At 44.3% G+C, this 23,174-nt stretch carries 25 protein-coding genes; 15 read left to right on the top strand and 10 right to left on the bottom strand.

Going from position 1 to position 23,174, the window contains the following annotated elements; translation table 11 throughout:
* Nucleotides 1–82: 82 nt before the first annotated feature.
* From K4H96_RS06050 to K4H96_RS06030, 5 genes are all read right to left on the bottom strand, one after another.
* The gene (locus K4H96_RS06050) at nucleotides 83–736 is read right to left on the bottom strand and encodes an HAD family hydrolase (RefSeq protein ID WP_223338059.1); all 654 of its coding nucleotides are present in this window, start codon (nucleotides 734–736) and stop codon (nucleotides 83–85) included.
* Nucleotides 729–1,682, bottom strand: a complete 954-nt coding sequence (locus K4H96_RS06045; protein WP_223338060.1) for a S66 family peptidase — start codon at nucleotides 1,680–1,682, stop codon at nucleotides 729–731. Before K4H96_RS06045 ends, K4H96_RS06050 begins: the two co-directional genes overlap by 8 nt.
* 143 nt (nucleotides 1,683–1,825) lie before the next feature.
* Nucleotides 1,826–2,893, bottom strand: coding sequence for a DUF4097 family beta strand repeat-containing protein (locus K4H96_RS06040; RefSeq protein ID WP_223338061.1), 1,068 nt, complete (start codon nucleotides 2,891–2,893; stop codon nucleotides 1,826–1,828).
* Nucleotides 2,886–3,485 (bottom strand): DUF1700 domain-containing protein, encoded by a 600-nt coding sequence (locus K4H96_RS06035; protein ID WP_023917122.1) that lies wholly within the window; start codon nucleotides 3,483–3,485, stop codon nucleotides 2,886–2,888. The genes K4H96_RS06040 and K4H96_RS06035 overlap by 8 nt, the downstream gene beginning before the upstream one ends.
* A complete protein-coding gene (locus K4H96_RS06030; protein WP_002913906.1) occupies nucleotides 3,460–3,798 on the bottom strand; it encodes a PadR family transcriptional regulator in 339 nt (112 codons plus the stop codon). The genes K4H96_RS06035 and K4H96_RS06030 overlap by 26 nt, the downstream gene beginning before the upstream one ends.
* Before the next feature lie 258 nt (nucleotides 3,799–4,056).
* Here K4H96_RS06030 and K4H96_RS06025 point away from each other — a divergent pair, with 258 nt between their 5' ends.
* From K4H96_RS06025 to K4H96_RS06000, 6 genes are read left to right on the top strand one after another with little or no spacing between them, the layout of a single operon-like run.
* Nucleotides 4,057–4,188, top strand: coding sequence for a teichoic acid D-Ala incorporation-associated protein DltX (locus K4H96_RS06025; protein ID WP_002894209.1), 132 nt, complete (start codon nucleotides 4,057–4,059; stop codon nucleotides 4,186–4,188).
* Nucleotides 4,189–4,207: 19 nt separating this feature from the next.
* On the top strand, nucleotides 4,208–5,758 hold the full coding sequence (gene dltA, locus K4H96_RS06020) for a D-alanine--poly(phosphoribitol) ligase subunit DltA (protein ID WP_023917120.1): 1,551 nt from the start codon (nucleotides 4,208–4,210) through the stop codon (nucleotides 5,756–5,758).
* Nucleotides 5,755–6,999 carry a D-alanyl-lipoteichoic acid biosynthesis protein DltB gene (gene dltB, locus K4H96_RS06015; RefSeq protein ID WP_002899375.1) on the top strand — a complete coding sequence of 415 codons (1,245 nt, stop codon included), beginning with the start codon at nucleotides 5,755–5,757 and terminating at the stop codon, nucleotides 6,997–6,999. Before dltA ends, dltB begins: the two co-directional genes overlap by 4 nt.
* 19 nt (nucleotides 7,000–7,018) lie before the next feature.
* Entirely contained in the window at nucleotides 7,019–7,258 is a 240-nt protein-coding gene (dltC, locus tag K4H96_RS06010) for a D-alanine--poly(phosphoribitol) ligase subunit DltC (protein WP_002894204.1), read from the top strand.
* Nucleotides 7,251–8,519: a D-alanyl-lipoteichoic acid biosynthesis protein DltD gene (gene dltD, locus K4H96_RS06005; protein WP_223338062.1), complete on the top strand. Its 1,269-nt coding sequence runs from the start codon at nucleotides 7,251–7,253 to the stop codon at nucleotides 8,517–8,519. Before dltC ends, dltD begins: the two co-directional genes overlap by 8 nt.
* Nucleotides 8,520–8,559: 40 nt before the next feature.
* On the top strand, nucleotides 8,560–9,045 hold the full coding sequence (locus K4H96_RS06000) for a GNAT family N-acetyltransferase (protein ID WP_223338063.1): 486 nt from the start codon (nucleotides 8,560–8,562) through the stop codon (nucleotides 9,043–9,045).
* A gap of 30 nt (nucleotides 9,046–9,075) precedes the next feature.
* On the opposite strand, the gene K4H96_RS05995 is transcribed toward K4H96_RS06000, so the two are convergent.
* From K4H96_RS05995 to K4H96_RS05985, 3 genes are all read right to left on the bottom strand, one after another.
* Nucleotides 9,076–9,903 carry a Cof-type HAD-IIB family hydrolase gene (locus K4H96_RS05995; protein WP_223338064.1) on the bottom strand — a complete coding sequence of 276 codons (828 nt, stop codon included), beginning with the start codon at nucleotides 9,901–9,903 and terminating at the stop codon, nucleotides 9,076–9,078.
* A 32-nt stretch (nucleotides 9,904–9,935) separates the two neighbouring features.
* Nucleotides 9,936–10,682, bottom strand: coding sequence for a DeoR/GlpR family DNA-binding transcription regulator (locus tag K4H96_RS05990; RefSeq protein ID WP_223338065.1), 747 nt, complete (start codon nucleotides 10,680–10,682; stop codon nucleotides 9,936–9,938).
* Between the two features lie 162 nt (nucleotides 10,683–10,844).
* Complete coding sequence (locus tag K4H96_RS05985; protein WP_223338066.1) at nucleotides 10,845–11,240, bottom strand: hypothetical protein; 396 nt, start codon at nucleotides 11,238–11,240, stop codon at nucleotides 10,845–10,847.
* A 280-nt stretch (nucleotides 11,241–11,520) separates the two neighbouring features.
* On the opposite strand from K4H96_RS05985, the gene K4H96_RS05980 reads away from it, so the two are divergent.
* Both K4H96_RS05980 and K4H96_RS05975 read left to right on the top strand, forming a co-directional pair.
* Nucleotides 11,521–12,102: a DNA-3-methyladenine glycosylase gene (locus K4H96_RS05980; RefSeq protein ID WP_032915416.1), complete on the top strand. Its 582-nt coding sequence runs from the start codon at nucleotides 11,521–11,523 to the stop codon at nucleotides 12,100–12,102.
* 3 nt (nucleotides 12,103–12,105) lie between these two features.
* Nucleotides 12,106–13,368 carry a S41 family peptidase gene (locus K4H96_RS05975; protein ID WP_223338067.1) on the top strand — a complete coding sequence of 421 codons (1,263 nt, stop codon included), beginning with the start codon at nucleotides 12,106–12,108 and terminating at the stop codon, nucleotides 13,366–13,368.
* 26 nt (nucleotides 13,369–13,394) lie between these two features.
* On the opposite strand, the gene K4H96_RS05970 is transcribed toward K4H96_RS05975, so the two are convergent.
* Together K4H96_RS05970 and K4H96_RS05965 are read right to left on the bottom strand one after the other, a co-directional pair.
* Nucleotides 13,395–14,561, bottom strand: coding sequence for a CynX/NimT family MFS transporter (locus tag K4H96_RS05970; protein ID WP_223338068.1), 1,167 nt, complete (start codon nucleotides 14,559–14,561; stop codon nucleotides 13,395–13,397).
* A gap of 38 nt (nucleotides 14,562–14,599) precedes the next feature.
* Nucleotides 14,600–15,121 (bottom strand): TetR/AcrR family transcriptional regulator, encoded by a 522-nt coding sequence (locus tag K4H96_RS05965; RefSeq protein WP_223338069.1) that lies wholly within the window; start codon nucleotides 15,119–15,121, stop codon nucleotides 14,600–14,602.
* 169 nt (nucleotides 15,122–15,290) lie between these two features.
* Here K4H96_RS05965 and K4H96_RS05960 point away from each other — a divergent pair, with 169 nt between their 5' ends.
* The 7 genes from K4H96_RS05960 to K4H96_RS05930 all read left to right on the top strand — a co-directional run bounded on the left by K4H96_RS05960 (nucleotide 15,291) and on the right by K4H96_RS05930 (nucleotide 23,048).
* Nucleotides 15,291–16,178 carry a cation diffusion facilitator family transporter gene (locus K4H96_RS05960; RefSeq protein WP_223338070.1) on the top strand — a complete coding sequence of 296 codons (888 nt, stop codon included), beginning with the start codon at nucleotides 15,291–15,293 and terminating at the stop codon, nucleotides 16,176–16,178.
* Between the two features lie 1,120 nt (nucleotides 16,179–17,298).
* Complete coding sequence (locus tag K4H96_RS05955) at nucleotides 17,299–18,981, top strand: GspE/PulE family protein (protein WP_223338071.1); 1,683 nt, start codon at nucleotides 17,299–17,301, stop codon at nucleotides 18,979–18,981.
* 1 nt (nucleotide 18,982) lies between these two features.
* Complete coding sequence (locus tag K4H96_RS05950) at nucleotides 18,983–20,047, top strand: type IV pilus twitching motility protein PilT (RefSeq protein WP_002899359.1); 1,065 nt, start codon at nucleotides 18,983–18,985, stop codon at nucleotides 20,045–20,047.
* A gap of 3 nt (nucleotides 20,048–20,050) precedes the next feature.
* The gene (locus K4H96_RS05945; RefSeq protein WP_223338072.1) at nucleotides 20,051–21,277 is read left to right on the top strand and encodes a type II secretion system F family protein; all 1,227 of its coding nucleotides are present in this window, start codon (nucleotides 20,051–20,053) and stop codon (nucleotides 21,275–21,277) included.
* Nucleotides 21,278–21,446: 169 nt separating this feature from the next.
* Nucleotides 21,447–21,920 (top strand): prepilin-type N-terminal cleavage/methylation domain-containing protein, encoded by a 474-nt coding sequence (locus tag K4H96_RS05940; protein ID WP_161543708.1) that lies wholly within the window; start codon nucleotides 21,447–21,449, stop codon nucleotides 21,918–21,920.
* 115 nt (nucleotides 21,921–22,035) lie between these two features.
* Nucleotides 22,036–22,509, top strand: a complete 474-nt coding sequence (locus K4H96_RS05935) for a prepilin-type N-terminal cleavage/methylation domain-containing protein (RefSeq protein ID WP_161543709.1) — start codon at nucleotides 22,036–22,038, stop codon at nucleotides 22,507–22,509.
* A gap of 83 nt (nucleotides 22,510–22,592) precedes the next feature.
* Nucleotides 22,593–23,048 carry a prepilin-type N-terminal cleavage/methylation domain-containing protein gene (locus K4H96_RS05930; RefSeq protein ID WP_125378292.1) on the top strand — a complete coding sequence of 152 codons (456 nt, stop codon included), beginning with the start codon at nucleotides 22,593–22,595 and terminating at the stop codon, nucleotides 23,046–23,048.
* The last annotated feature ends 126 nt before the right edge of the window (nucleotides 23,049–23,174 follow it).

The following is a 23,174-nucleotide window of genomic DNA, read 5'->3' as shown; positions in this document are numbered from 1 at the left end:
AAAATAAGGCAGTTCAATTTGAACTGCCTTATTAATTTATGAAAAAGACGGGGATGCAGCTATGTTTCTGCAAAGTAATCTTTTATAGAAGACTTAAGAGAGACGATAAATTTTCTATAGTGAAATCAGGTTTTTCTTCTAGTCGTTGGGGTTGGTAATAAGCACTAAAACCTTGTTTTAACCAGATAGTTGTCATTCCTAGTGCTTTAGCAGGTATGATATCATTGTCTATTCGATCACCAATCATAATAGCTTGTTTAGCAGGGCAATGAGCTTTCTCTAAAGCTAAAGTGAAAATGGCAGGGGAAGGCTTGGCAAGTCCGAGCTCTGCAGAAGAGACAACTAAATCAATCCATTGATATAGTCCCATTTTTTTCAAACGTTCTTTTAGGCCAGGTAGTTGGTTGGCGATGATTCCGATTTTATATCGGTTGTGCAATTCTTTTAAGACCACTTGGGCATCTGGGTATAATTTCTCCAAATTAGAGTTCCAAATGGGACGTTCTAAGTTAAATTCTTTTATTGTCTCCAAGTCTCCCTTTTTGCCTTCTTTAAACAGTTCAACCATACGAGCATAAAAAATATCGTAGTTAATATTTGTCCCTGTAATTGCTCTCCTAATTCTATCTTGATAGGCTTCTTTTTCATCAATCAAAGTAGAGCCAATGTCAAAAAACAACCATTTATGAGCTGACATTTTACTACCTCCACAGTAATTATGATATGCCTTACTCATCTATCTTAATCAACATCTTCTCCGTATCCACGGTCACTTGAGCACCGATGGTGATGGTAAAGAGTGGCTGAGTATGAGCAAAGTCCAAGTCATAGAGGACGGGAATCGTCTTTAGAATCGGATGTTTGTCCAAGATATAAAGGAGCAGCTCCTCTGTCATCTGGCATTCTTTTGGAAAGCGGCCGATGAGGAGGGCCTGTGGGTTAGGATAGGCCTGAAGGAGGGCAGCTAGATTGCGGTCAAACTCCACATAATCATCTTCCTCCGCCTCTTCAACAAAGAGGACATAGTTATCATCTGTCGGGGCGTAGGGGGTGCCACGCAGGAGTGAGAAGGTGGAAAGATTACCGCCGATAACAGTGGCTTGGGCTTGTCCGTGATGATAGACTTTCCACTCAGTTTCATGGAAGGTCATTGGCGCATCAGGCAGATACCAAGCATTGTCGCCCCATTTTTCACTAGGGGTCAATTCATAAGAAGTCTGGCTGACGGCCTTGAGCCAGCTCTCGGTCTGATAGTCCTGCAGGGTTTCCATCTTAAAGCTGGAGTAGGACGGTCCCATATAGGTTTTCATGCCGGTCTTGCTATAGATGGCGCTGAGTAAGGCTGTTGTGTCTGAGTAGCCGCAGAAAATCTTAGGATTTCTAGCAATCAATTCAAAGTCCAGATAGGGCAGGAGCTCATTGCAGTTGAAACCGCCGATGGTGGCCAGAATAGCATCAACGGAGTCATCCGAAAAGGCAGCATGAATGTCTTCCACGCGGCTTTCGATGGAGGCAGAGCCTAGTATATCATTTTCCAGATAATGCTCCGAAAAAGACACGATAAAACCCAGCTTTTCCAAGCGCTCCTTGGCGGCTAGATTGGCCTCAAAGCCACCGATGTGTTCGATTGATGCCGAAGGGCTGACGACCCGAATGTGCATACCAGGTGCGAGTTTTTTCATAGGGACCTCCTTATGATAAATTTTTATAGAATATCATAGCACAAAGGCCCAGGCCTGTAAAGCATCTTAGGGCATTACGGGAATTTTTATCAACAAAGGGAGCTGTTGAGGACTCCCTGATTGTATATATTCTTTTCTATGATTTATTCGCTGATCTTAATGCTGCCGCTTTCGACGCTGGCAGTAAGTGTAGTTGTCGGATTTTCGACTTTACGGATGGCAGAGCCACCAAGTTCATGGCCTTTGGAGTGCTCTACACTTATACTGCTAGGGATGTCAATTTCACCTAGATCCGTTTTCAGATCAAAGGATAGCTGCGACAAACTGCCAGAAACCAGATGCAGATTAATATCGCCCAGTTGGTTAGTGATAGAGATTGTACCAGCTAATTCCAACTGTTCAGAGTTCAGTGAGCCGCTTGAGATTTTCAGAGTGCTGTCGGAGATTTTGCTCGAGTTTAGATTGACCTCTCCCAGAGAGTTTGCTATTTCGCCAGATGCGAACTGGCTGTTGCTCAGAGTGATGGTACCCGAAGAATCAATGATTTTTCCAGAGCTAATCTGACTGTTATTGATGGTAATCTCTCCCAGAGAGTTCTTAAATTTACCAGATGCGAATTGGCCATCATTCACAGTCAACGAGCCCTGAGATAGAGAGAAGTCAGCATTTTTGGCTGATAGATTGGACAGCGTAACATCTCCTAATGACGAACTGCCGCTGAATGTCTCAAGCTTGGTCCCCTTGGGCAGGGAAAGCTCCACAGTACGCTTCTCCTGAGATTCTTGGTCAAATAAGCTGAGTAAGGAGCGGATGCCAGTGCTTATGTGGAAGGAGCGGATGTCAGTGCTTATGTGGAAGGAGTCTGCACCATCTTCCTTGATGTTTAAGTTTCCGTTTTCAGAACTTGTCGTGATTTTTCTAAGCGCGTCTCCATCAATCTTATAGTTGCCGTCGATTTGGTAATAGGTCAAGTGAGCCTTGTCATCAGGAGATTCGCTGATGACGAGGTTTCTAGCCACTAAGTTAATATTTAGGGAAGAAAGATCAGAGAAGTTTTCTTCTTTTTTCGTTACTTTTACCTTGCTCTTGGCAGAATTGACCAAGTCGTTGACACCGCCTGTAGTGGAGCCGATAGTTGTCAAGGCTCCACCAAAGAGACAGGCTAAAATAGCTGCAGATAAAAGAGGTTTTTTAAATTTGATGTTAGCCATGACGTGCTCCTTTCTTTGCGAAAAGTTGAGCTAGTTTGACAAAGCCGGCCTTGCCAAACTGAGCAACAGGAGAAATGCCTGAGTAGAAGATGCCTGACAGTCCCAGAGATAGGATACTGAGACCTAGGGTGAACAGGAGGGCTGGGACAGATGTCGTCAGTCCTAGGGTTAGAGTATCCCAGATCAGGCTGATTCCAAAGATAAAGAAGGCAAAGGCACCCGTAGCCATAAATATAATAACGTTAAAAATTAAGAGGAAGAAAATAATAATCAAAAGTGCTGCTACTATAAAGAGCGGAATAGCCAAGGGTGCTGCCAAAATGGATAGGATAGCAATCTGGACGATGTTCTTAGTGTTTTTTGATGAACTGCTGTCTTGATTATCTTCCTCGACTTTTTTATCCAAAAGATTCAACATAATCTCGTGGGCTGCTTCTTTAGGGCTGCCTAGCTCAGCAATAGCTGCTTCCTCCCCCTCTGGACCTACCTCGTCGAAGTACTCAGTGAAGTAATCCATAGTTTCTTCATAGTCCTTGCGTGGCAGTTTTTTTAGATATTTTTCTAGCTCAGCTAGATACTCGGTTCTTGTCATGACGGATGCTCCCTTCTATGATACCGCTGATGGTCGTGGTATAAGTTTGCCACTCTTCTTTTAGAGTGAGTAGATGTTCATGCCCGTAGGCAGTGAGTGAATAGTATTTTCGTTTTCGTCCTTGGTACTCCTGCGAATAAGTCGTGAGGCAGTCATTTTGCTCCAGCTTCTTCAGAATGGGGTAAAGTGTTGATTCTTTGATATTGGCAATCAGCTTGATTGTCTGGCTGATTTCATAACCGTAGGAATCGTCTTTTTCAAGGATGGCTAAGATGAGAAACTCAATCAAAGCCGATGATGTGGGGAAAGACATAGGACCACCTCCTTGTGTAAAATATTTATATATAATCTTTCTATATATAGTCTACAACCTCTTAGGGAAAAAGTCAAGCAAAATATATAAAATTTTTATATATTTTTTGAAAAAGTCTTTTAATGGCTGTTTATAAGGCACATCAAAGTACCTTTCTTACTTACAAGAACTTTACACCTTCCTTAGCTTTTGTGTTGAAAACATCTTCCATAAAATGGTAAAATGGTGTAAGTCTAACTAAAAATATAAGAGAGATCAATGAAAAAACATCAAACCCTATATAAGTTTTTGGGCCAAACCCTACTATATTTTGTTATCTTTCTGGCCTTGCTTTATTTCTTTAGCTATCTGGGTCAGGGTCAGGGTGGCTTTATCTATAATGAATTTTAATGTGAGAGAGTAGGAAATAATGTCAAATAAAGTGATACATGATATGATTGAAGCGATTGAGCATTTTGCTCAGGTGCAGCCGGATTTCCCGGTTTATGATATTTTAGGTCAAGTTCATACTTATGGCGATTTAAAGAAGGATTCCGATTCGTTGGCGGCTCAGATTGACCGTCTGGGACTTCCTGACAAGTCTCCGGTTGTGGTCTTTGGCGGTCAGGAATACGAAATGCTGGCTACTTTTGTGGCCTTGACCAAGTCTGGTCATGCTTACATTCCTATCGACAGCCACTCAGCCTTGGAGCGCGTGGCAGCGATTGTGGAAGTTGCTGAGCCAAGCTTGATTATTGCTATCAATGATTTTCCGCTGGCAGATGTGGCAGCGCCTATTTTCAGTGCGGAGCAAGTTCAGACGGCTTTCAGAGAGGGAGCATCCTATGAGCTTAGCCATCCGGTGCAGGGAGATGATAATTATTACATCATTTTCACATCAGGAACAACTGGCAAACCTAAGGGAGTACAGATTTCCCACAATAATTTGCTCAGCTTTACGAATTGGATGATTACAGATAAGGAGTTTGCGACTCCGGATCGTCCTCAAATGTTGGCTCAGCCTCCTTATTCTTTTGATTTGTCGGTCATGTATTGGGCACCGACTTTGGCCTTGGGAGGGACTCTTTTTGCCCTGCCTTCGGCTGTGACTCAGGATTTCAAGCAGCTGTTTGATACGATTCTCAGTCTGCCTATTGCTATCTGGACGTCGACGCCTTCTTTCGCGGATATGGCCTTGCTGTCGGATGACTTTAACAGCCAGAAGCTGCCTCAGCTGACGCATTTCTACTTTGACGGCGAGGAGTTGACGGTCAAGACAGCTCAGAAGCTGCGCGATCGCTTCCCTCAAGCTCGCATTATCAATGCATATGGCCCGACTGAGGCAACAGTGGCTCTGTCTGCAGTAGCAGTAACAGATGAGATGCTGCAAAATTGCAAGCGCCTGCCGATTGGCTATACCAAGGCTGACTCTCCGACCTTTGTCATTGACGAAGAAGGGCAGAAGGTACCGAATGGCCAGCAGGGAGAAATCATCGTCTGCGGTCCAGCCGTATCCAAAGGCTATCTGAATAATCCTGAGAAGACAGCGGAGGCCTTCTTTGAATTTGAAGGTCTGCCAGCCTATCATACAGGAGATGTCGGCTCGATGACAGATGAAGGCCTGCTGCTTTACGGCGGCCGGATGGACTTCCAGATCAAGTTTAATGGTTTCCGTATTGAGCTGGAGGATGTGTCTCAGAATCTGAACAAATCGAAATACATTGAATCTGCAGTGGCAGTGCCCCGCTACAATAAGGACCACAAGGTCCAAAATCTGCTAGCCTATGTCATTCTCAAAGACGGTGTGGCTGAACAGTTTGAGCGGGAAATCGATATTACCAAGGCAATCAAGGAAGATCTGCAGGATATCATGATGTCCTATATGATGCCGTCCAAGTTCCTCTATCGAGAGACCCTGCCTCTGACCCCGAATGGCAAGATTGACATTAAGGGGCTGATTAGCGAGGTCAATAAGCGATGATGGATTTCTTGAAACAGCTGCCTCACTTGGAACCCTACGGTAACCCAGTTTACTTTGTCTATATCGTTCTGGCAGTTCTGCCAATCTTTGTCGGACTTTTCTTTAAGAAACGTTTTCCCCTTTATGAAGCCTTGGTCAGCTTGGTCTTTATCGTCCTGATGCTGACAGGTCCTAGTCTGGCGCAGCTTTGTGCTTTGTTAGGCTATGTCATCTGGCAGATAGTCTGGGTTTATTCATACAAGCTCTATCGCCGGTCGCGGGATAGCAAGTGGATTTTTTATCTGCATACCTTGCTGGCGGTTCTGCCGCTTGTGCTTGTCAAGGTAGAGCCCGCAATCAGTGGCCATCAGTCTCTCTTTGGCTTTTTAGGGATTTCTTATCTGACCTTTCGCTCGGTAGGGATGATGATTGAGATGCGGGATGGAGTTTTGACAGAGTTCACGCTCTGGGAGTTCTTGCGTTTCCTGCTCTTCATGCCGACCTTTTCGAGTGGCCCCATTGATCGTTTCAAGCGTTTCAATGAAGACTATTTGAACATTCCCGAGCGCGATGAGCTGCTGGATATGCTAGAGCAGTCTGTCAAGTATATCATGCTAGGCTTCCTTTACAAGTTTATCCTAGCCCATATCTTTGGACATCTGCTGCTGGGTCATGTCAAGACCTACGCTCTCTATACCGGCGGTTTCTTTAATCTGGGAACTCTGGGCGTTATGTATGTCTTTGGTCTGGATCTCTTCTTTGACTTTGCCGGATATTCGATGTTTGCGCTAGCTATTTCCAATCTCATGGGAATCAAGAGCCCTATCAACTTTGATAAGCCCTTTCTCTCACGCGATTTGAAAGAATTTTGGAATCGCTGGCACATGAGTCTGTCCTTTTGGTTCCGTGACTTTGTCTTTATGCGGCTGGTCATGGTCCTGATGCGCAATAAGGTCTTTAAAAACCGCAACACGACCTCTAGTGTGGCCTATCTGATTAACATGCTGATTATGGGCTTCTGGCATGGCGTGACCTGGTACTATATCGCTTACGGTCTCTTTCATGGAGCTGGACTGGTCGTCAATGATGCCTGGCTGCGCAAGAAGAAAACGCTAAACAAAGAGCGCAAGGCTAAGGGGCTTCCGCCTCTGCCAGACAATAAATGGACTCAAGCTTTGGGGATTGTGGTGACCTTTCACGCAGTCATGTTCTCATTTTTGATCTTTTCGGGATTTTTAAATGAGCTTTGGTTTAAAAAATAAAAATGAATGAGGAAGAAAAATGGATATAAAAGCAGAAGTAATTGAAATTATTGAAGAACTATTTATGGAAGATGTGTCAGACATGATGGACGAGGATTTGTTTGACGCTGGTGTCCTAGACAGTATGGGGACGGTCGAGCTGATTGTTGAGCTGGAAAACCGTTTTGACATTCGCGTGCCAGTGTCAGAGTTTGGCCGTGATGACTGGAACACAGCCAATAAAATCGTTGAAGGCGTAACGGAGCTTCGCAATGCTTAAACGACTCTGGCTGATTCTGGGGCCGGTTTTCTGCGCCATGGCCATGGTTGCCCTGCTCTTTTTCTTCTATCCGCTTGATAAAAAGCATGATATAGAAGCAGAGAAGCGCTCGGCAGTGACCCTGACAGCAGAAAACTTCAAGAGCCGCAGCAAGAAGGTGACAGCCTTGACCGATAAGAAGATGCGCTTTGTTCCCTTCTTTGGCTCTAGTGAATGGCTGCGCTTTGATAGCATGCATCCGGCAGTGCTGGCTGAGAAATACAACCGCTCCTATCGGCCTTATTTTCTAGGCCAGCGCGGGGCAGCATCATTTAATCAGTACTTTGGTATGCAGCAGATGTCCTCTGAGCTGGAGGGGCAAACGGCGGTCTATGTAGTGTCGCCCCAGTGGTTTACCAAGACTGGCTATGATGCTTCGGCCTTTCAGCAGTACTTCAACAGTGATCAGCTGACGGCTTATCTGTCTCAGCAGCAAGGAGATGCGGCTGCGCAATATGCAGCCCAGCGCCTCCTGCAGCTTTATCCAGATGTTGCTATGGCAGAGAGTGTCCAGAAGCTGTCTGAAGGTAAAAAGCTGAGCAGCTTTGAAGAGCGCCATATTGAGATGATGGCTCATCTTAATGAGCGTCAAGATGCTTTTTTTAGCAACTTTGCTGCCCTTAATAATGAAAATTATGACCAGCGAATTTTGCCTTATATGGCTGATTTGCCAGACACCTTCTCCTATCAGGCTTTGGAAGAGATTTCCACAGCAGAAGCCAAGAAGAAGACCAATAACAATCAATTTGGCATAGACAATCAATTTTACAAAACACGTCTGGCCGGCAAGGTTGCCAAGCTCAGAGGTTTTCAGACCAAGCAATCTTATGAAAAATCTCCTGAGTACAACGACTTGCAGCTGGTTCTGGACCAGTTCGCCAAGTCAAAGACTAATGTCATCTTCATCATTCCACCGGTCAATTCTAAGTGGATGGAGTATACAGGACTCAGTCCTGAAATGTACCAGCGGACGGTTGCCAAGATTCGCTACCAGCTGGAAAGTCAGGGTTTTACCAACATCGCTGATTTTTCTAAGGACGGCGACAAGCCTTACTTCATGCAGGACACTATCCACATGGGCTGGAATGGCTGGCTGGCCTTTGACAAGGCTGTTGATCCTTTTGTAGCCAATCCACAGCCGGCGCCAAACTATCAGATCAATGACCGCTTCTTCACTAAGGAATGGTCTCAGTATACTGGCAAACCAGAAGAATTCAAATAAGGTTGGGACTTTCCAGCCTTATTTTTATAAAGGAGGAAAGATGAAGATTCGTTTGTCCCAAACAGAAGATATCCCAGCCATTATGGCGATTTATGATGTGGCTCGTCAGTTCATGAAAGACCAAGGCAATCCGACTCAGTGGGATGGAGGCTATCCCAGCGCGAGCTTGATTGAGGATGACATTGCGACTGGCCACTCCTTTGTTGTCGAGGAAGAAGGGCGGCCGGTTGGTACCTTTGCCTTTATCATTGGAGAAGACCCGACCTATCAGGTCATCGAAAAGGGAACCTGGCATTTTGCAGAGCCTTACGGCACCATTCACCGCATCACTTCGAACGGGCAAGTCAGAGGCCTGTCCCGTCAGGTCTTTGATTTTTGCCGCCAGCAGATTCCCTACTTGCGAATCGATACCCATGCGGACAATCAAGCTATGCAGGCTGCTGTGCTGAACTACGGCTTTAGGGAGTGTGGCATTATTTATGTGGCTGATGGCAGTCCTCGCCAGGCTTATGACTATCATCAATAAAAAAATCTGCCCTTGAGCAGATTTTTTGCGTTATATCAAAACATACTTTTCTACAGCTTCTGCAACTCCGTGCTCATTGTTGCTTTTGGTGACGGCTTTTGCTTCGGTTTTGACTGCTTCGGGGGCATTGCCCATAGCGACTCCAAGTCCAGCCAAGCGCAGCATAGGAAGGTCATTGAAGTTGTCTCCGATTGTCATGACCTGCTCTAGAGGCACTTGGTAGTGCTGGGCAATTTCGTACAAGGCTTGCTCCTTGGATACATGCTTGGCCGTGACTTCCATGTAGTTGTCCTTAGAAAGGTAGAAGGCTGTCTTGGGAAATTCTAAGGTCTGTAGGTAGCCGTAAAGTTTCTGGATGACAGGCACTTCATCAATGAGGAGTAACTTGTGAGCAGGCATTAGAACATCCAGCACCGGCATTAACACATTCTGAATTATCGGCTGCTCACCTGTAATCTCAGCCTCTATCTGCACCCACTTATCCAGACGGTCAGCGATCCAATCCTTACCAGAGTAGAGATTGATGGACACACTAGGAAATTCAGCCTTGACAAATTCCAGAAAAGTGCGGATTTCTTCCTTATCCAGAGGGTGCTCGATAATGGTCTCATAAGCTTGCGGGTCGCCCTTGATGACCAGAGCGCCATTGTAGCAGGCTAACGGATTATCTCCCAGTCCCAGCTCACGGGCAATGGGCTCCATGCCTAGAGGAGAGCGAGCAGAAGCGAGGACGAAAGGGATTTTTTCTCGGCTTAGCAGGGGAATGATATCCTTGAGCTTAGGATCCACTTGATGCTGGTCGTCCAAAATGGTGCCGTCAATGTCGCTGATAATCAGGCGAATCGGTTGGTTTGTCATAGCTCTTCCTCCTTTGTGTCTAAAAGATCGATTTAATAAATTATTTTAACCTTGTCTCCGATTAATTCTTGGACTTTAGGGCTGGGCTCTTGGTCCGTAATCCAGTAGTCAAAGTCGCTGACAGGACTCAGGATGTACTTAGATTCTTTCTGCCATTTGTCTTGCTCAGCCAGCAGAATCTTAGTCTTGGCGTGCTTCAAAGCCAGTCTTTTCAGGTGAGCATCAGCCTCGTCTTCAAAACTGACCAGACCGTCAGAGACACTGGCTGCCCCTATAAAGGCAATGTCAAAGGAAATTTGCTCCAGCAGCTCTGCTTCATTGAGTGCGTAGTAGAAGCGGTTTTTGGGATAAAATTTCCCACCTAAGAGATGAAAGTCCACTTTGTCCTGACTGCTCAGCATGATTGCATTATCCAGAGAATGGGAGTAGATTGTCATAGGCTCCTTGATGCGCTGGGCCAGATGGAGAACGATGGTTGAGACATCAAAGAAAGCAATCTGCCCCGGCTTGAGAAAGTCATGGGCCTTCTGGGCAATAGCCTTTTTTTCTTGACTTAGTCGGTTGATGCGGTCATTAAAGGAGGGGATTTGCCGGCTAGTATCCAGCGGGATAATACCTCCGTGGGTGCGTTGCACAAGCCTACGCTCGCTTAAAATTGAAAAATCTCGCCGAATAGTATCTTTAGAGACCTGAAAATGTTCAATCATATCCTTGGCTGACAGCTGTTTTTTCTCAGCCAAGAGCTCTAAAATTTCAGCTAAGCGTTGTTCTTGGTACATGCCTGTCCCTCCTTGCTTTTCTAAATAGAGTATAACACGACAGATAAGCTTTTACAAGTGTTTATAATGTTTTGCAAGTCTTTTTAAATGCGCAGGAGAAAATCAAAAAACCGAGCAAAACTCGGTTTTTATGAATTATAATAATCGAAACATGTTTTTCAATTAAGGTGTTTGGATATTGACAGATCCATCGCTGCCGACCTTAACATCAACACCGCCGCCTTGAACATGGACACCATCTTCATTTACGCTAACACCAGCGTTGTCAGTTTGTACATTAGCACTACCGTCTCCGTTAGTTTCAACAGAAGCATCGCCGCTCTCGTCATCGCTATTTACATTAACGCTAGTATCACCGCCGTTTACGTTGACTTTGGCACTACCGCTTTCTTCAGATGTGCTACTAGAGCTTGTCTTAGCTTTAGATGAAGAAGATATGCTTGAGCTGGAACTTGAGCTTTCTTCAGTCTTCTTATCCGCAGAATTTCCGCAAGCTGCTAAAAAGAAAAGTGCAATTAGTGGTAATAAAAATAAAGAAATTTTAGATAATTTTTTCATCTTACCCCTCCTTCTAGTATAATATTAAACAAATATTTCATTTGAAGCAATGAAAAACTGGATTGATACATAAATAACATACTCTGTTAATAAAAATGTTACAAAATATATGTACGATAAATAGATAATGCATAGATTTTATAAGCTTTTTCACGATTTTTCGCTTATTTAGTGCGTAATTGTTTTGTAACAAAATTCTTGTCCATGAGAAGGAGAAAAATAACATTTTTGCAACATTTCTTTTCCTCTGTAAATGGAGAAATCATGCTATAATCAACCTATGTTATCAAGAGATTTTCAGAAACTAATCGAGACAGACACAGTTGCAGCAGCGCGAGCTTTGTTAGGTATGCAGCTGATTCTAAATGGCCAGAAGTTGGGCCGGATTGTCGAAACAGAAGCCTATCTAGGAAGTCAGGACAGTGCCTGTCATTCAGCTAGAGGGCGCCGCTCCCCTAAGAATGAATCTATGTATCTATCAGCTGGTCACTGGTATGTCTATCAGATTCATGGCCATCAGATGCTGAATCTGGTGACCAAGCCTGAAAATGTGGCCGAAGCCGTACTGATTCGAGCCTTGGAGCTGCCGGATGGCCGACTTTTAGCTAACGGCCCTGGCAAGTTAACCAAGTATGCTGGGATTGATAAGCGCTTTGATGGACAGAGTTTAGCGACCTCCAGTCTGCAATTAGCCCATGATCTGACTCCCAATCAGATTACCAGTCGTCCGCGGATTGGCGTGACCTGTACAGATACCTGGCGGGAGGAGCCTTTGGGCTTTTATGTGGCCAGCAATCGTCATGTCTCAAAAATGCCCAAGCGAGGCTTGCTGGATGACGAGGATACTTGGAAGAAGGAGTAAAAGATGAAGAAAACAGAGATTTTTGAGCAAGTCGTAGAAATTATGCGAGAGGATTCCTCTACAAAGAAAGACATTCTGGGTGCAAATCCCGAAGAATATCGAGCGCGTATCACAGACCAGATGAGCCAAGAGGACTTTCTTTACCAGATGCATTGTTATATAGCCAGTTTTGGAATTTTGTCTCATGTTTGGTTTGGACTTAAGGAAACGCAAACGCCCGGTTTTAAGCTGAGATACTACCACGATCGCCTCTATGTCCTGCAGGCAAATAGTGACACGGGGCTGAAACGTGGAGACCAGATTCTGGCCTTGGATGGGAAAATCTTGCCTCAGGTTTATCAAGAGCACAAGGATTATTTTGTCAGTTCCACACCAGAGCGGCAGCACAAGGAGTGGGCTTACTTTGTGGGGCACGCCGGAGAAGTTACGGTAGTACGCAATGGCAAGGAAGAGCAACTGCATGTTCAGCCAACCGCTCACCCAAATAAGCCACTGCAGTTTGAATGGCGCAGACTTTCTGAGGACATCGTTTATCTCAAGTTAGAAGATTTTACGGATGAGGCTGCTATCAGTCAGCTATATGCAGACAGCCAAGCAGCTATTGAGCAGGCCAAGTATTTAATCATTGATGTTCGAGTCAATTATGGCGGGACGGACTCGCTTTATTATCCACTTTTCAAATATGCTCTCCCTCAGGGGAAGGCCTTCAGTGACTTAGATTTGCCAAGCGATGATGGGATGGAGATTCTCTATACCGATAGAAATGTTGATTTGCGTCAGCAACTGATGCAAAATATCCTAGAAGATCCAAACTTGTCAGCAGAAACTCACCAGATTCTCAAAGAATTTCTAAAAGAGTTGGAAGAGAATCGGGGAAAAGGTTATGTCCTCTATGGCGATGAGGACAGCAATCAAAACTTTCTGCCAGGCGTCCTAGGCCTAGCTCGACCTGAAAAAGTCTTTGTACTAGCAGATGTTACCTGTGGGTCTTCAGGTGATAATTTTGTTGATACTATGAAAAAGATGCCCAAGGTTACGGTCCTAGGGCGTCCGACTATGGGAATTTTAGATTATTCCAATTGCTGCGTGAAGGATTTTGGTGACTATGAGCTCCTGTTTCCCACTTCACGTGACACTAGAATTGATCAAGGAAAGGGCATGAATGACAGGGGAGTTGAACCGGATATCTTGATTCCTTGGACACCAGAGCACTTAGAGCGGGATGTGGACCTGGAAGAGTGCCTCAACTATTGCAAAAACGCTTAGGATTTCTAAGCGTTTTTTCGTCTTTACTATATCTTGTCAAACTTCTCAATGTAAAAGAGTGTTAGTGTCACGATGGCAGCCAAACCAATGAGAATGAGGATGGCTGGAGTCCAGGAATGGAATAAATCAAAGCTGTATCCAAAGAGGCTAGGTCCAAAGGCGGCCAGAATATAGCCACCAGTCTGGGCTAAGCCAGATAGCTGAGCGGTTTGCTCAGGAGTACTGGTTTTGAGTGAGAAAGTGACCATGAGGTAGGGGAAGAGGGCGCTGACGGACATACCGATTAGCAGATTGAGGATGAGCCAGTAGACAAAGGAATCTGTCTTGACCAGCAGCATACCCAGACCAACCATACCGGTTGCAGAAAAGAGAGCGATCATCCCCAAGCGTTTTTTAGCGGATAGACGCGTTGTCAGACTAGGTATCGTCATGGCTAAAGGAAGGCTGATAAAGGAAAAGACAGAGGCCAAGAAACCAGTAGCATCATTGGAAAGTCCTGCCAACTGACCAAGAGTCGGCAGCCAAGTGATAGCCGTATAAAAGAGTAAGGACTGCAGGCCGCCGAAAACAATCAAAGCCCATACTCTAGGATTTGTTAGCAGAGAGCCCATTTGCTGTTCACGATTTTTACTAGTTAGCTTGTGATTGTGACGGCTGTTAGGCAGCCAGATTAAGCAGGCCAGTAAGCAGATGAGGGTCAGGACGAGAATCAATCCTTTCCAGCCAGCTAAGCGGACAATAGGCGCAGCCAAGGGAGACATGACTGAGATGGCCAGTCCCATAGAAGTGATATAAAGCGTGGTTAAAAATCCAATTTTCCCTGGCTGATTAGCCTGAATGACATTAGGCAGGAGCACATTTAAGACAGCAATGGCAGCCCCTAGCATGATTGTACCTGCGTAGAGTAGAGGCAGGTTAAAGATACGAATAAAAGAGCCCAGAGTCAGCACAATCATGGCTATTGTAAAGAGCTTTTCCAGTCCGACCTTTTGAGCCAGGCGTGGGGAAAAGGCTGAGCAAAGAGCAAACATGATCAAGGGCAGGCTAGTCAGCAGTCCCAGAGAGTTGACGGGAACTTGCAGCCCCTTGGCAATATCGCCCAGCACAACAGGCAGCACAGCAAAAGGTGCCCGCAGGACAACCCCCACCATCAGAATACCTGGGAGCAAAAATTTCGAATGTTGCTTTTTCATAAAGTTAAGTTTCCTCCTATATAAATATCAAAATAAAATCAGTCCATCAAATCCAGAAAATACTGGCTGATAACTGTTTCTGGCAATGTTTTCTTCTGCTGGAGCCACCAGCTGACAGTCTCCACAAAGGTAGAAGTCACATAATTTCTTAGAAAGGGCTCTGGCAGCTGAGATTTTTTCTGCAGGAGTTGTTCCTGAATCATCGGAAAGAGATAATTTTCCAGCTCAATCTTTAAGCGATTGGTGAAATAGATATTTTTCGAAAGCAGCAAGGTTGCAATCTTGTCCTGATTCTTTTGGAAATGCTTGAAAATGTGGGTGGTTGCTTCAAAGAGATCCTTGCCGTCATCGCGCTCAATAAAGGTATGCTGAAAGAGGTCTTGGCAAACCTCCTCTAGCAAGGCTTCCTTGGTATCGAAGTGGGCATAAAAAGTCGACCGGCCAACGTCTGCCAGGTCGATGATTTCTTGCACTGTAATGCTTTCATAACTTTTTTGATGCAGCAGGCTGATAAAAGCTTGGTAAATAGCTGCGCGTGATTTCTTGACTCGTCTGTCCATAGCATTTCGGAACAAAAGAGCAGGATTGTTCAGTAACAGACAAAGCCCCTCAATTGCTTCTTGTTTCCTTTCTGAGAATAAGGGATAATAAAGATGAGAAAAACTGAACAAGGTGTTCCGTTTTGATTACATTATACTATAAATTTAGCCAAACCGAAAGGAGGCTGCCGTGAAATCTAGTAAAAATATGACTATTGCCTTTCTGTTAAACTTTTCCTTTGCCATTCTTGAGTTTATCTTTGGCTTTATGTTCAATTCCAGCGCTGTATTAGCCGATGCCGTGCATGACACGGGAGATGCGATGGCCATCGGACTTTCCACCCTTTTTGAAAAAATTTCTAATAAAAAAGAAGACAAGAAATATACTCTGGGCTACAAGCGCTACAGCCTTTTGGGAGCCCTGCTGACCTCGGTCATCTTGCTAGTCGGCTCAACCTTGGTGATTATCGAAAATGTTCCCAAGATTTTTGCGCCTGAAAAGGTCAATTATGACGGCATGCTGGTGCTGGGTATTTTCGCCATTATAGTCAATCTAGCAGCCAGCAAGGTAGTCGGCCATGGGCATGGACACAGTCATAATGAGTCTATTCTCAGTCTGCATTTCTTAGAGGACATTTTGGGCTGGGTGGCTGTTATTCTGGTCTCTATCGTTCTGCGCTTTACCGACTGGTATTTTCTAGATCCGCTGCTCTCCCTGCTCATTGCGGGCTTCATCCTCAGCAAGGCCCTGCCTAAGTTCTGGGAAAACATCAAGATTTTTCTGGATCACATCCCAAGCGATATTGATCTGAGCCAGCTTTATCAGGAAATTTTGGCGGTTGAAAACGTTCAGACTATTACCCAGCTCAATGTCTGGACCACAGACGGTTTAGAAAAATTTGCCATGATCCATATCTGTCTTGAAAATCCAGATCTGCTGGCCGAGACCCAGACTACTCTGCGTCAAGAACTGCAAGCTTACGGTATCACCAAAATCACTATCCAGACGGATAGCAGCTTGGAAGAGCACGAAGAGTGGTGTATAGGTGGAGAGGGCGATTTAAAACCTCATACTTAAATAGTACTAGTGTAAATTATATCTCTGCAGTCCGATATTTCGGGCTGTTTTTCGTTATACAGTCTAATTTCCATCGCTTAACTGGTTCTATTTTTATGATTTTCTTCTTATTTAATTTCTTTATTTCTCTGTCTGAAAATTCTAGCTTTTTGATTTTGTGGTTTTTCTATAAAAAATAGACAAGCTGAGTACATTGTGCATTTTTAGATAGGTTTTACATCTAATAAAATGCAAATGCATTGACAATGCTTTTTCTTTAGCATATACTATTGGGTAGGAAGAAACAGGCAAAGCTTGCTAAGCCTTGTCCTGAAGCGCCTTTCCTAAGCATATCGACTACCGATCAGAAAAGGACAGATGCTGTCACACTGTCCATCTGAAGGTTGAAAAAGAAGCAGTAAAGGGGAAATTTCCTCAAAAAAATTTGCTGTTTTTTTATCCTCGAAGTAAAAAAACGCTTTAAAAAAGTGTCAAAAAGCTTGATATAACAAGGTTTTGTCAAAATCAAACATTTTTTTAAATGCAATCATTTTTTTCGAGGCAAACCTGTTGACAAGATGTCGATTATGTCATATACTGTGATAGGTAAATGTTTTTTAAAGCAATAAAGCTTTTGTTCCTAGCATTTCCTACCAAAATATGCATATCGGTAAAAAGAAAAACCATAAGATAAGAATTCTTATCTTATGGCACTGGCTGCTTGATGATTCGGGTTAAACCAACTTCACACACACACGGTTTAACCTGCATCTAAAAGCATGAGAAATTTTGCAAGAGAACTTGCTTTGTATAGTATTTAAGAACGCAAGAACAAATGTTTTTGGCATCTGCTTTTTTGCGCCCCTTTTGACAAATCTAAAACGCCCTTATCAATCCTAGGATTGGTTTAAGGATTGTTTACTAGGTTTATCAAATGGAGATACTGCTCAAAGCATCTAACTTAAAACATTAAGTTTGGTTCTATTGGTAAATTTTCCATGTACTAGCCTAACTTAAAAAGCTTAAAGAAACCTTAAAGGAAACTTTAAGCGAGGGAGATTTTTTTAAGAAAGCTGTTATCTATTAACGCATAGAAAGAATTGAAGGATTTTTACAAAAAAATCACAGACAGGAGAAACAAATGGCACTAATCGCTATATTGGTTCAATTCAATCTGATAACGGCAGCTCAAAAAGAAGAAATTCTTCAAGATATGCCACAATCAAACATGCAGTTAGAGAGATATCTAATCAGCAAGGGCTATGTGACAGAAGAAGATATGCTGAAAGTCATGAGTTACTATTATCGTGTACCTCATGTCAATCTATCACAGTTTGTGATAGAAAAGGAAGCTGTCGAGAAGGTTTCAGAAAAAGTTGCTAAACGTCATGGATTGATTCCGATTGCCTTCACCGATGGAGAAACGGATGAAGAACCGAAATTAATAGTTGCAATGGCAGACCCAAGCAACTATATCGCCCTAGATGACGTTAAAATCGTCTCTAAGATGGCGGTAGAACCTTATGTAACTTTTCGGGATGATATTGAGAAATATATTGATCAATACTATTCTAAAGGAGAAGAAGCCCAACAGGCAGCGACCGAAATCGAAGGTTTTAATGTGGATGAAGAGATCATCGAAGAGGATCTCGAAATCAAAAACGCTCCGGTTGTACGTTTGATTGACTCGATTATCAGTCAGGCAATCAAGACGCGGACCAGCGATATCCATATTGAGCCCTTTGAAAAAGTTGTTCGTGTTCGTTTCCGGGTTGACGGGACTTTGGTGGAAAACATGCAGTTGAAAGCCAATGCTCACTCAGCCATTGCGACACGGATTAAGATCATGAGTGGTCTGGACATCGCCGAGCGGCGGATTCCTCAGGATGGACGGATTGAGACAACCATCGACGGCAAAGAAGTCGATATGCGGGTTTCAGTCTTGCCTACTGTATTCGGTGAAAAAATCGTTATTCGGATTTTGAGCCGGAATGCAACCCTCCTCAGTAAAGAGGAGCTGGGATTCTCACCAACCAATCAGAAGCTCTTTGAAGATATTCTTAAGGCGCCAGAAGGCATTATCTTGCTGACTGGTCCTACGGGAAGCGGAAAGACAACCACTCTCTACACAGCGCTCCGTGAGCTCAATGATGTAGGAAAAAATATCATCACTGTTGAAGATCCGGTTGAGTACCGATTGGAAGGGGTCAACCAAGTTCAGGTTAATAACAAAGCTGGACTGACCTTTGCGAGTGGTTTGAGAAGTATCCTGCGTCAGGACCCGGACATCGTTCTCTTGGGGGAAATTCGGGACGAAGAGACAGCTAGTATCGCGGTTCGTGCCGCTATCACTGGTCACGTCGTTCTCTCGACTATCCACACCAATGACACAGCTAGTACAGTCAACCGTTTGGTCGATATGGGCATCAAGCCTTATCTGGTATCAACAGCGACTGTCGGTATTATCGCACAGCGCTTGATTAAGCGCATCTGTCCTAAGTGTAAGACTGAGTATACTGTAGAAACAAATGAACATGCAGGTATCGGTATTCACAAGGGCGACACCTTGTATCGCGGACGCGGCTGCAACTACTGCAGCGGCACGGGATACTATGGACGTATAGCTATCCACGAAATCATGGCAGTGACAAGGGAGATTAAATCACTAATTAATGATGGTGGAACAACAGCACAGCTTCGAGCAGAAGCTAAGAAAAATGGTATGCGAGACTTGGCGGAGGAGGCCATTGATATCGCAAAACAGGGGACTACAACGATTGAAGAAGCAATGAAGATTGCCTTTAGTCTAGAAGGGGAAGTTTAGGATGAATTTGGATGAGTTAATTAAGCAGGCGATTGAAGCGGGTGCATCAGATATCCACTTCACGGTTGGCGCTGAGCCAACCATGCGTCTGCACGGGAGGTTAACACAACTCAACAATACAATTTTGACCAACGAAGACACGGTTCGCTTCACCAAGCATATTTTAAATGAGAAGCAGATTGCCCATCTTTTAGAAGTCGGTGAAGTGGACTGTGCCTACGAGGTCGACAATGGCTATCGCTTGCGGGTCAATATATTTAAGCAGAAAAACAACTGCGGGATTGCCTTGCGGGTCATTCCCAAGGATATTCCATCTATGGAATCTCTGGGATTGCCACCAGTTATCAAAAAACTGGCTGAGAAACGCCGGGGGCTGATATTGGTTACCGGGCCAACAGGAAGCGGAAAGTCAACGACCCTGGCAACCATGATCAACTACATGAACAGCTTGCGGGACGAGCACATCATCACGATTGAAGATCCAATCGAGTATATGCACACGCATAATAAGTGCTTGGTCAACCAACGTGAGCTGGGAGCGGATACGCAAAGTTTCGGAAATGCTCTCCGCGGTGCCCTTCGTCAGGACCCGGATGTCATCCTAGTCGGTGAGATGCGGGATAAGGAAACGATTGAAATCGCTCTGCGTGCGGCGGAAACAGGTCACTTAGTCCTGTCAACTCTCCACACGGTCGGTGCTGTAAACACCATGGACCGGATTATCGACGTATTTCCAGCCGAGCAGCAGGAGCAAATCCGTGTACAGCTTTCAGCCGTTATGGAAGGGGTTGTATCGCAGCAGCTCATGCGTACAGCGACCGGCAAGGGTCGTGTGGCCGCCTTTGAAATTATGCTGGGAACACCCGCTATTCGCAACCTCATTCGCGAAGGGAAGACCCACCAGCTGCTGACGCCAATCCAAACAGGGGCTCAGCTAGGCATGATTACTATGGACACTTCGCTCATGGGACTCTACCGTCGCAATGTCATCGATCAAAGAACACTGCTGTCCTACTCAGTGGACCGCGCTCAAGTTGAAAAATCCCTAGGAATAGTGGGGTACTAGAGCATGACAGTATATGTTTGTAAATACTTAGACACTCGGCAAGGAGTCGTCACACTAGAGGTGGACGCTCCTAACCGGACAGACGCCGTCAATCGGATCCGTCTCAAAGGGAAGCCAATCAGTGTCGAAGAAAAGGTCATGGGCTCTAAGGAGATCAACCTTTTCCAAAGTAAGAAGATCAAGCTCAAGGACATATCACTCTTCTGTAAGCAGATGTCGGTTATGTTAAACTCAGGTATCCCGCTCAACAATGCAGTAGATATCTTAGAGCAGCAGACAGATGCCAAAAACTTGAAGGCAAGTTTGAAGGTTATCAGTAAAAGCCTAAAAGAAGGTAGTCAGCTGTCCAAGGCCATGTTGGATCAGGAAGGGATGTTTCCCGATCTCCTGATCCGTATGGTACAGGCTGGTGAAAAGACTGGTAAGCTGGACGAAGTACTGGAAAAGATGTCTGAGCACTATAACAAAGAGCTCAAAACCAGTCGCCAGATTCGTGGGGCTATGATCTATCCCGCAGTCCTGGCCTTTCTAGCTGTAGCGGCAGTCTTGGCTTTGCTCTATATCGTTATCCCAAGCTTCTCAGGAATCTTTGAGCAGAGTGGGATGGACATGCCGCTACCGACGCGTATTGTGCTAGCAGCTAGTAACTTTGTCCGCTCTTACTGGTATATTCTCTTCGGTGTGACGGGGATTCTGGTCTTCCTCTTCCTGCGCTATCGCAGCACAGAGGCAGGTCGCTACCAGCTTGACCGCCTTAAGCTTTGGCTGCCGGTCATCAAGGGGCCAATGCAGAAGATTGTTACTGCTCGCTTTGCCAGCACCTTGGCTATCCTGACCAGTGCAGGTATTCCTCTGGTCGAGGCTATTGAGTCTGCTGCTGCAACGACCAACAACGCTGTCGTCATTGAAAAGATGAAGATAGCCAATGAAGGCCTGCAAAAAGGGGAACGTCTGACAGGGATGATTACCGCAACCGGTCTCTTCCCGCCCATGATGCTCTCTATGGTCAAGATCGGTGAGGAGTCTGGGTCTCTGGAGTCCATGCTGGTCAAGACATCAGATTATTATGAAGAAGAACTTGAAACAGCTATCAAGCAGTTGCTCTCACTCTTGGAGCCAGCCATGATCATCGTCATGGGGGTTATCATCGGAGGTATCGTTGCCTCTGTCATGCTGCCAATGTTTGAGCTTGCTCATGCTGTGGATGCAGGATCTGGAGTGGACCAGTAGGAAGGCACTCCGGAAAAGTTTAGGAGATAGCAGGGCAACTGCCCTGTACAAAAAGTTGGGAAATCGTTCATATGCTGGGAGTTTGTAGGGTCTCCCAGCTAGGAACAAAACAAATGCCCCTGTGGGCGAAAATAGTAAAAATTATGAAAAAATAGGAGATCTATTCAAAATGTTAAACAAATTGCAAAAATTCCGTCAGGATTTGAAGAAAAAAGGTAAAGGTTTTACTTTGGTTGAGTTGATTGTGGTAATCATCATTATCGCTATCATCGCGGCTGTAGCGATTCCAGCGATTACTGGATTCCAAGATAATGCACGTAAGAGCCGTATTCAATCAGAACACCGCGAGTTGGTTTCAGCAGTTCAATCCTTTATTGGAAGCCAAGATGATCCTGAAAATGCAACTCTTACAGATATTAATCAGTTAGCCCCTTATATTTCTAAGAATGCTAAACAAGAAGGTAGTTTGGCTTCTGCTTTGGCTAAAAACGATAAGAATCCAGCACACAAGATTGACGGTGGTAAGTTGGTATCAGAGTTTATTCCAGCAGGGAAAACGTCTTCAGACGCCAATTACAAGAAATGGACTTATGATTGGAAAGCTCAAACAACTGCAACTGCTGCACAAGGTGGCCATAATTAATCAAATCATCTAAGTAATGATGTATTAAAACCCTACATTTGAGAGATGTTAAAATTTAAAAATATAAAATGGCTATTTATCAGCCTTTATAAATAAAGAGATAGGAGAAAATATAATGTTAAACAAATTGCAAAAGTTCCGTCAGGACTTGAAGAAAAAAGGTAAAGGTTTTACCTTGGTAGAGTTGATCGTGGTAATCATCATTATCGCTATCATCGCAGCTGTAGCGATTCCAGCGATTACTGGATTCCAAGACAATGCACGTAAGAGCCGTATTCAATCAGAACACCGTGAGTTGGTTTCAGCAGTTCAATCCTTTATTGGAAGCCAAGATGATCCTGAAAATGCGAGCCTTACTAGTCTTGACCAGTTAGCCCCTTATATTTCTAAAAATGCTAAACAAGAAGGTAGTTTAGCTTCTGCTTTGGCTAAAAATGGCACTGCATCAGCTCACAAGATTGATGGAGGTAAGCTGATATCAGAGTTTATTCCAGCAGGAAAAACGAATTCCGATCCTAACTACAAACAATGGACTTATGATTGGAAAGCTCAAACAACCGCAACTAATGCACAAGGCGGTCACAATTAATTAATCATCAAATTATCTGAGTAAGATATTTGGATAGTTATTTCGATATAATTATGAAAAAGAATTAGGAGAGATATCATAGGATGTTAAGCAGGTTGCAAAAGTTTCGTCAGGATTTGAAGAAAAAAGGTAAAGGTTTTACCTTAGTTGAGTTGATCGTGGTCATTATCATTATTGCCATCATCGCAGCTGTGGCAATTCCTTCCCTCACTTCTTTCCAGGACAATGCTCGCAAGACCCGTATTCAATCCGAACATCGTGAGCTAATGTCAGCGGTACAATCCTTTGTTGGTAGTCAAGAAAATCCAGAAGAAACTAAACTGGAGAGTCTTAATCAGTTAGCTCCTTATATTTCTAAGAATGCTAAACAAGAAAGTGATTTGGCTTCCGCTTTGGCTAAAAACGATAAGAATCCAGCACACAAGATTGACGGTGGTAAGTTGGTATCAGAGTTTATTCCAGCAGGGAAAACGACTTCAGATGCTAATTATAAGAAATGGACTTATGATTGGAAGTCTCGTACAACAGCTAATAGTTAATTATTGAACTAACAATATGTAAAAGAGACGATTTCTCTACTCCGACTGCTAAAGCAGTCGGATATTACCAAAGTAGTTGTCAGGCTGTGACAACTACTTTGGTAATATCAAAAGTAGAAATATTAG

The sequence above is a fragment of the Streptococcus sanguinis genome, from assembly GCF_020729765.1.
Classification (GTDB): domain Bacteria; phylum Bacillota; class Bacilli; order Lactobacillales; family Streptococcaceae; genus Streptococcus; species Streptococcus sanguinis_Q.
Note: the sequence above shows the minus strand (reverse complement) of the source record. Positions and strands in the feature narration are given on the sequence as shown.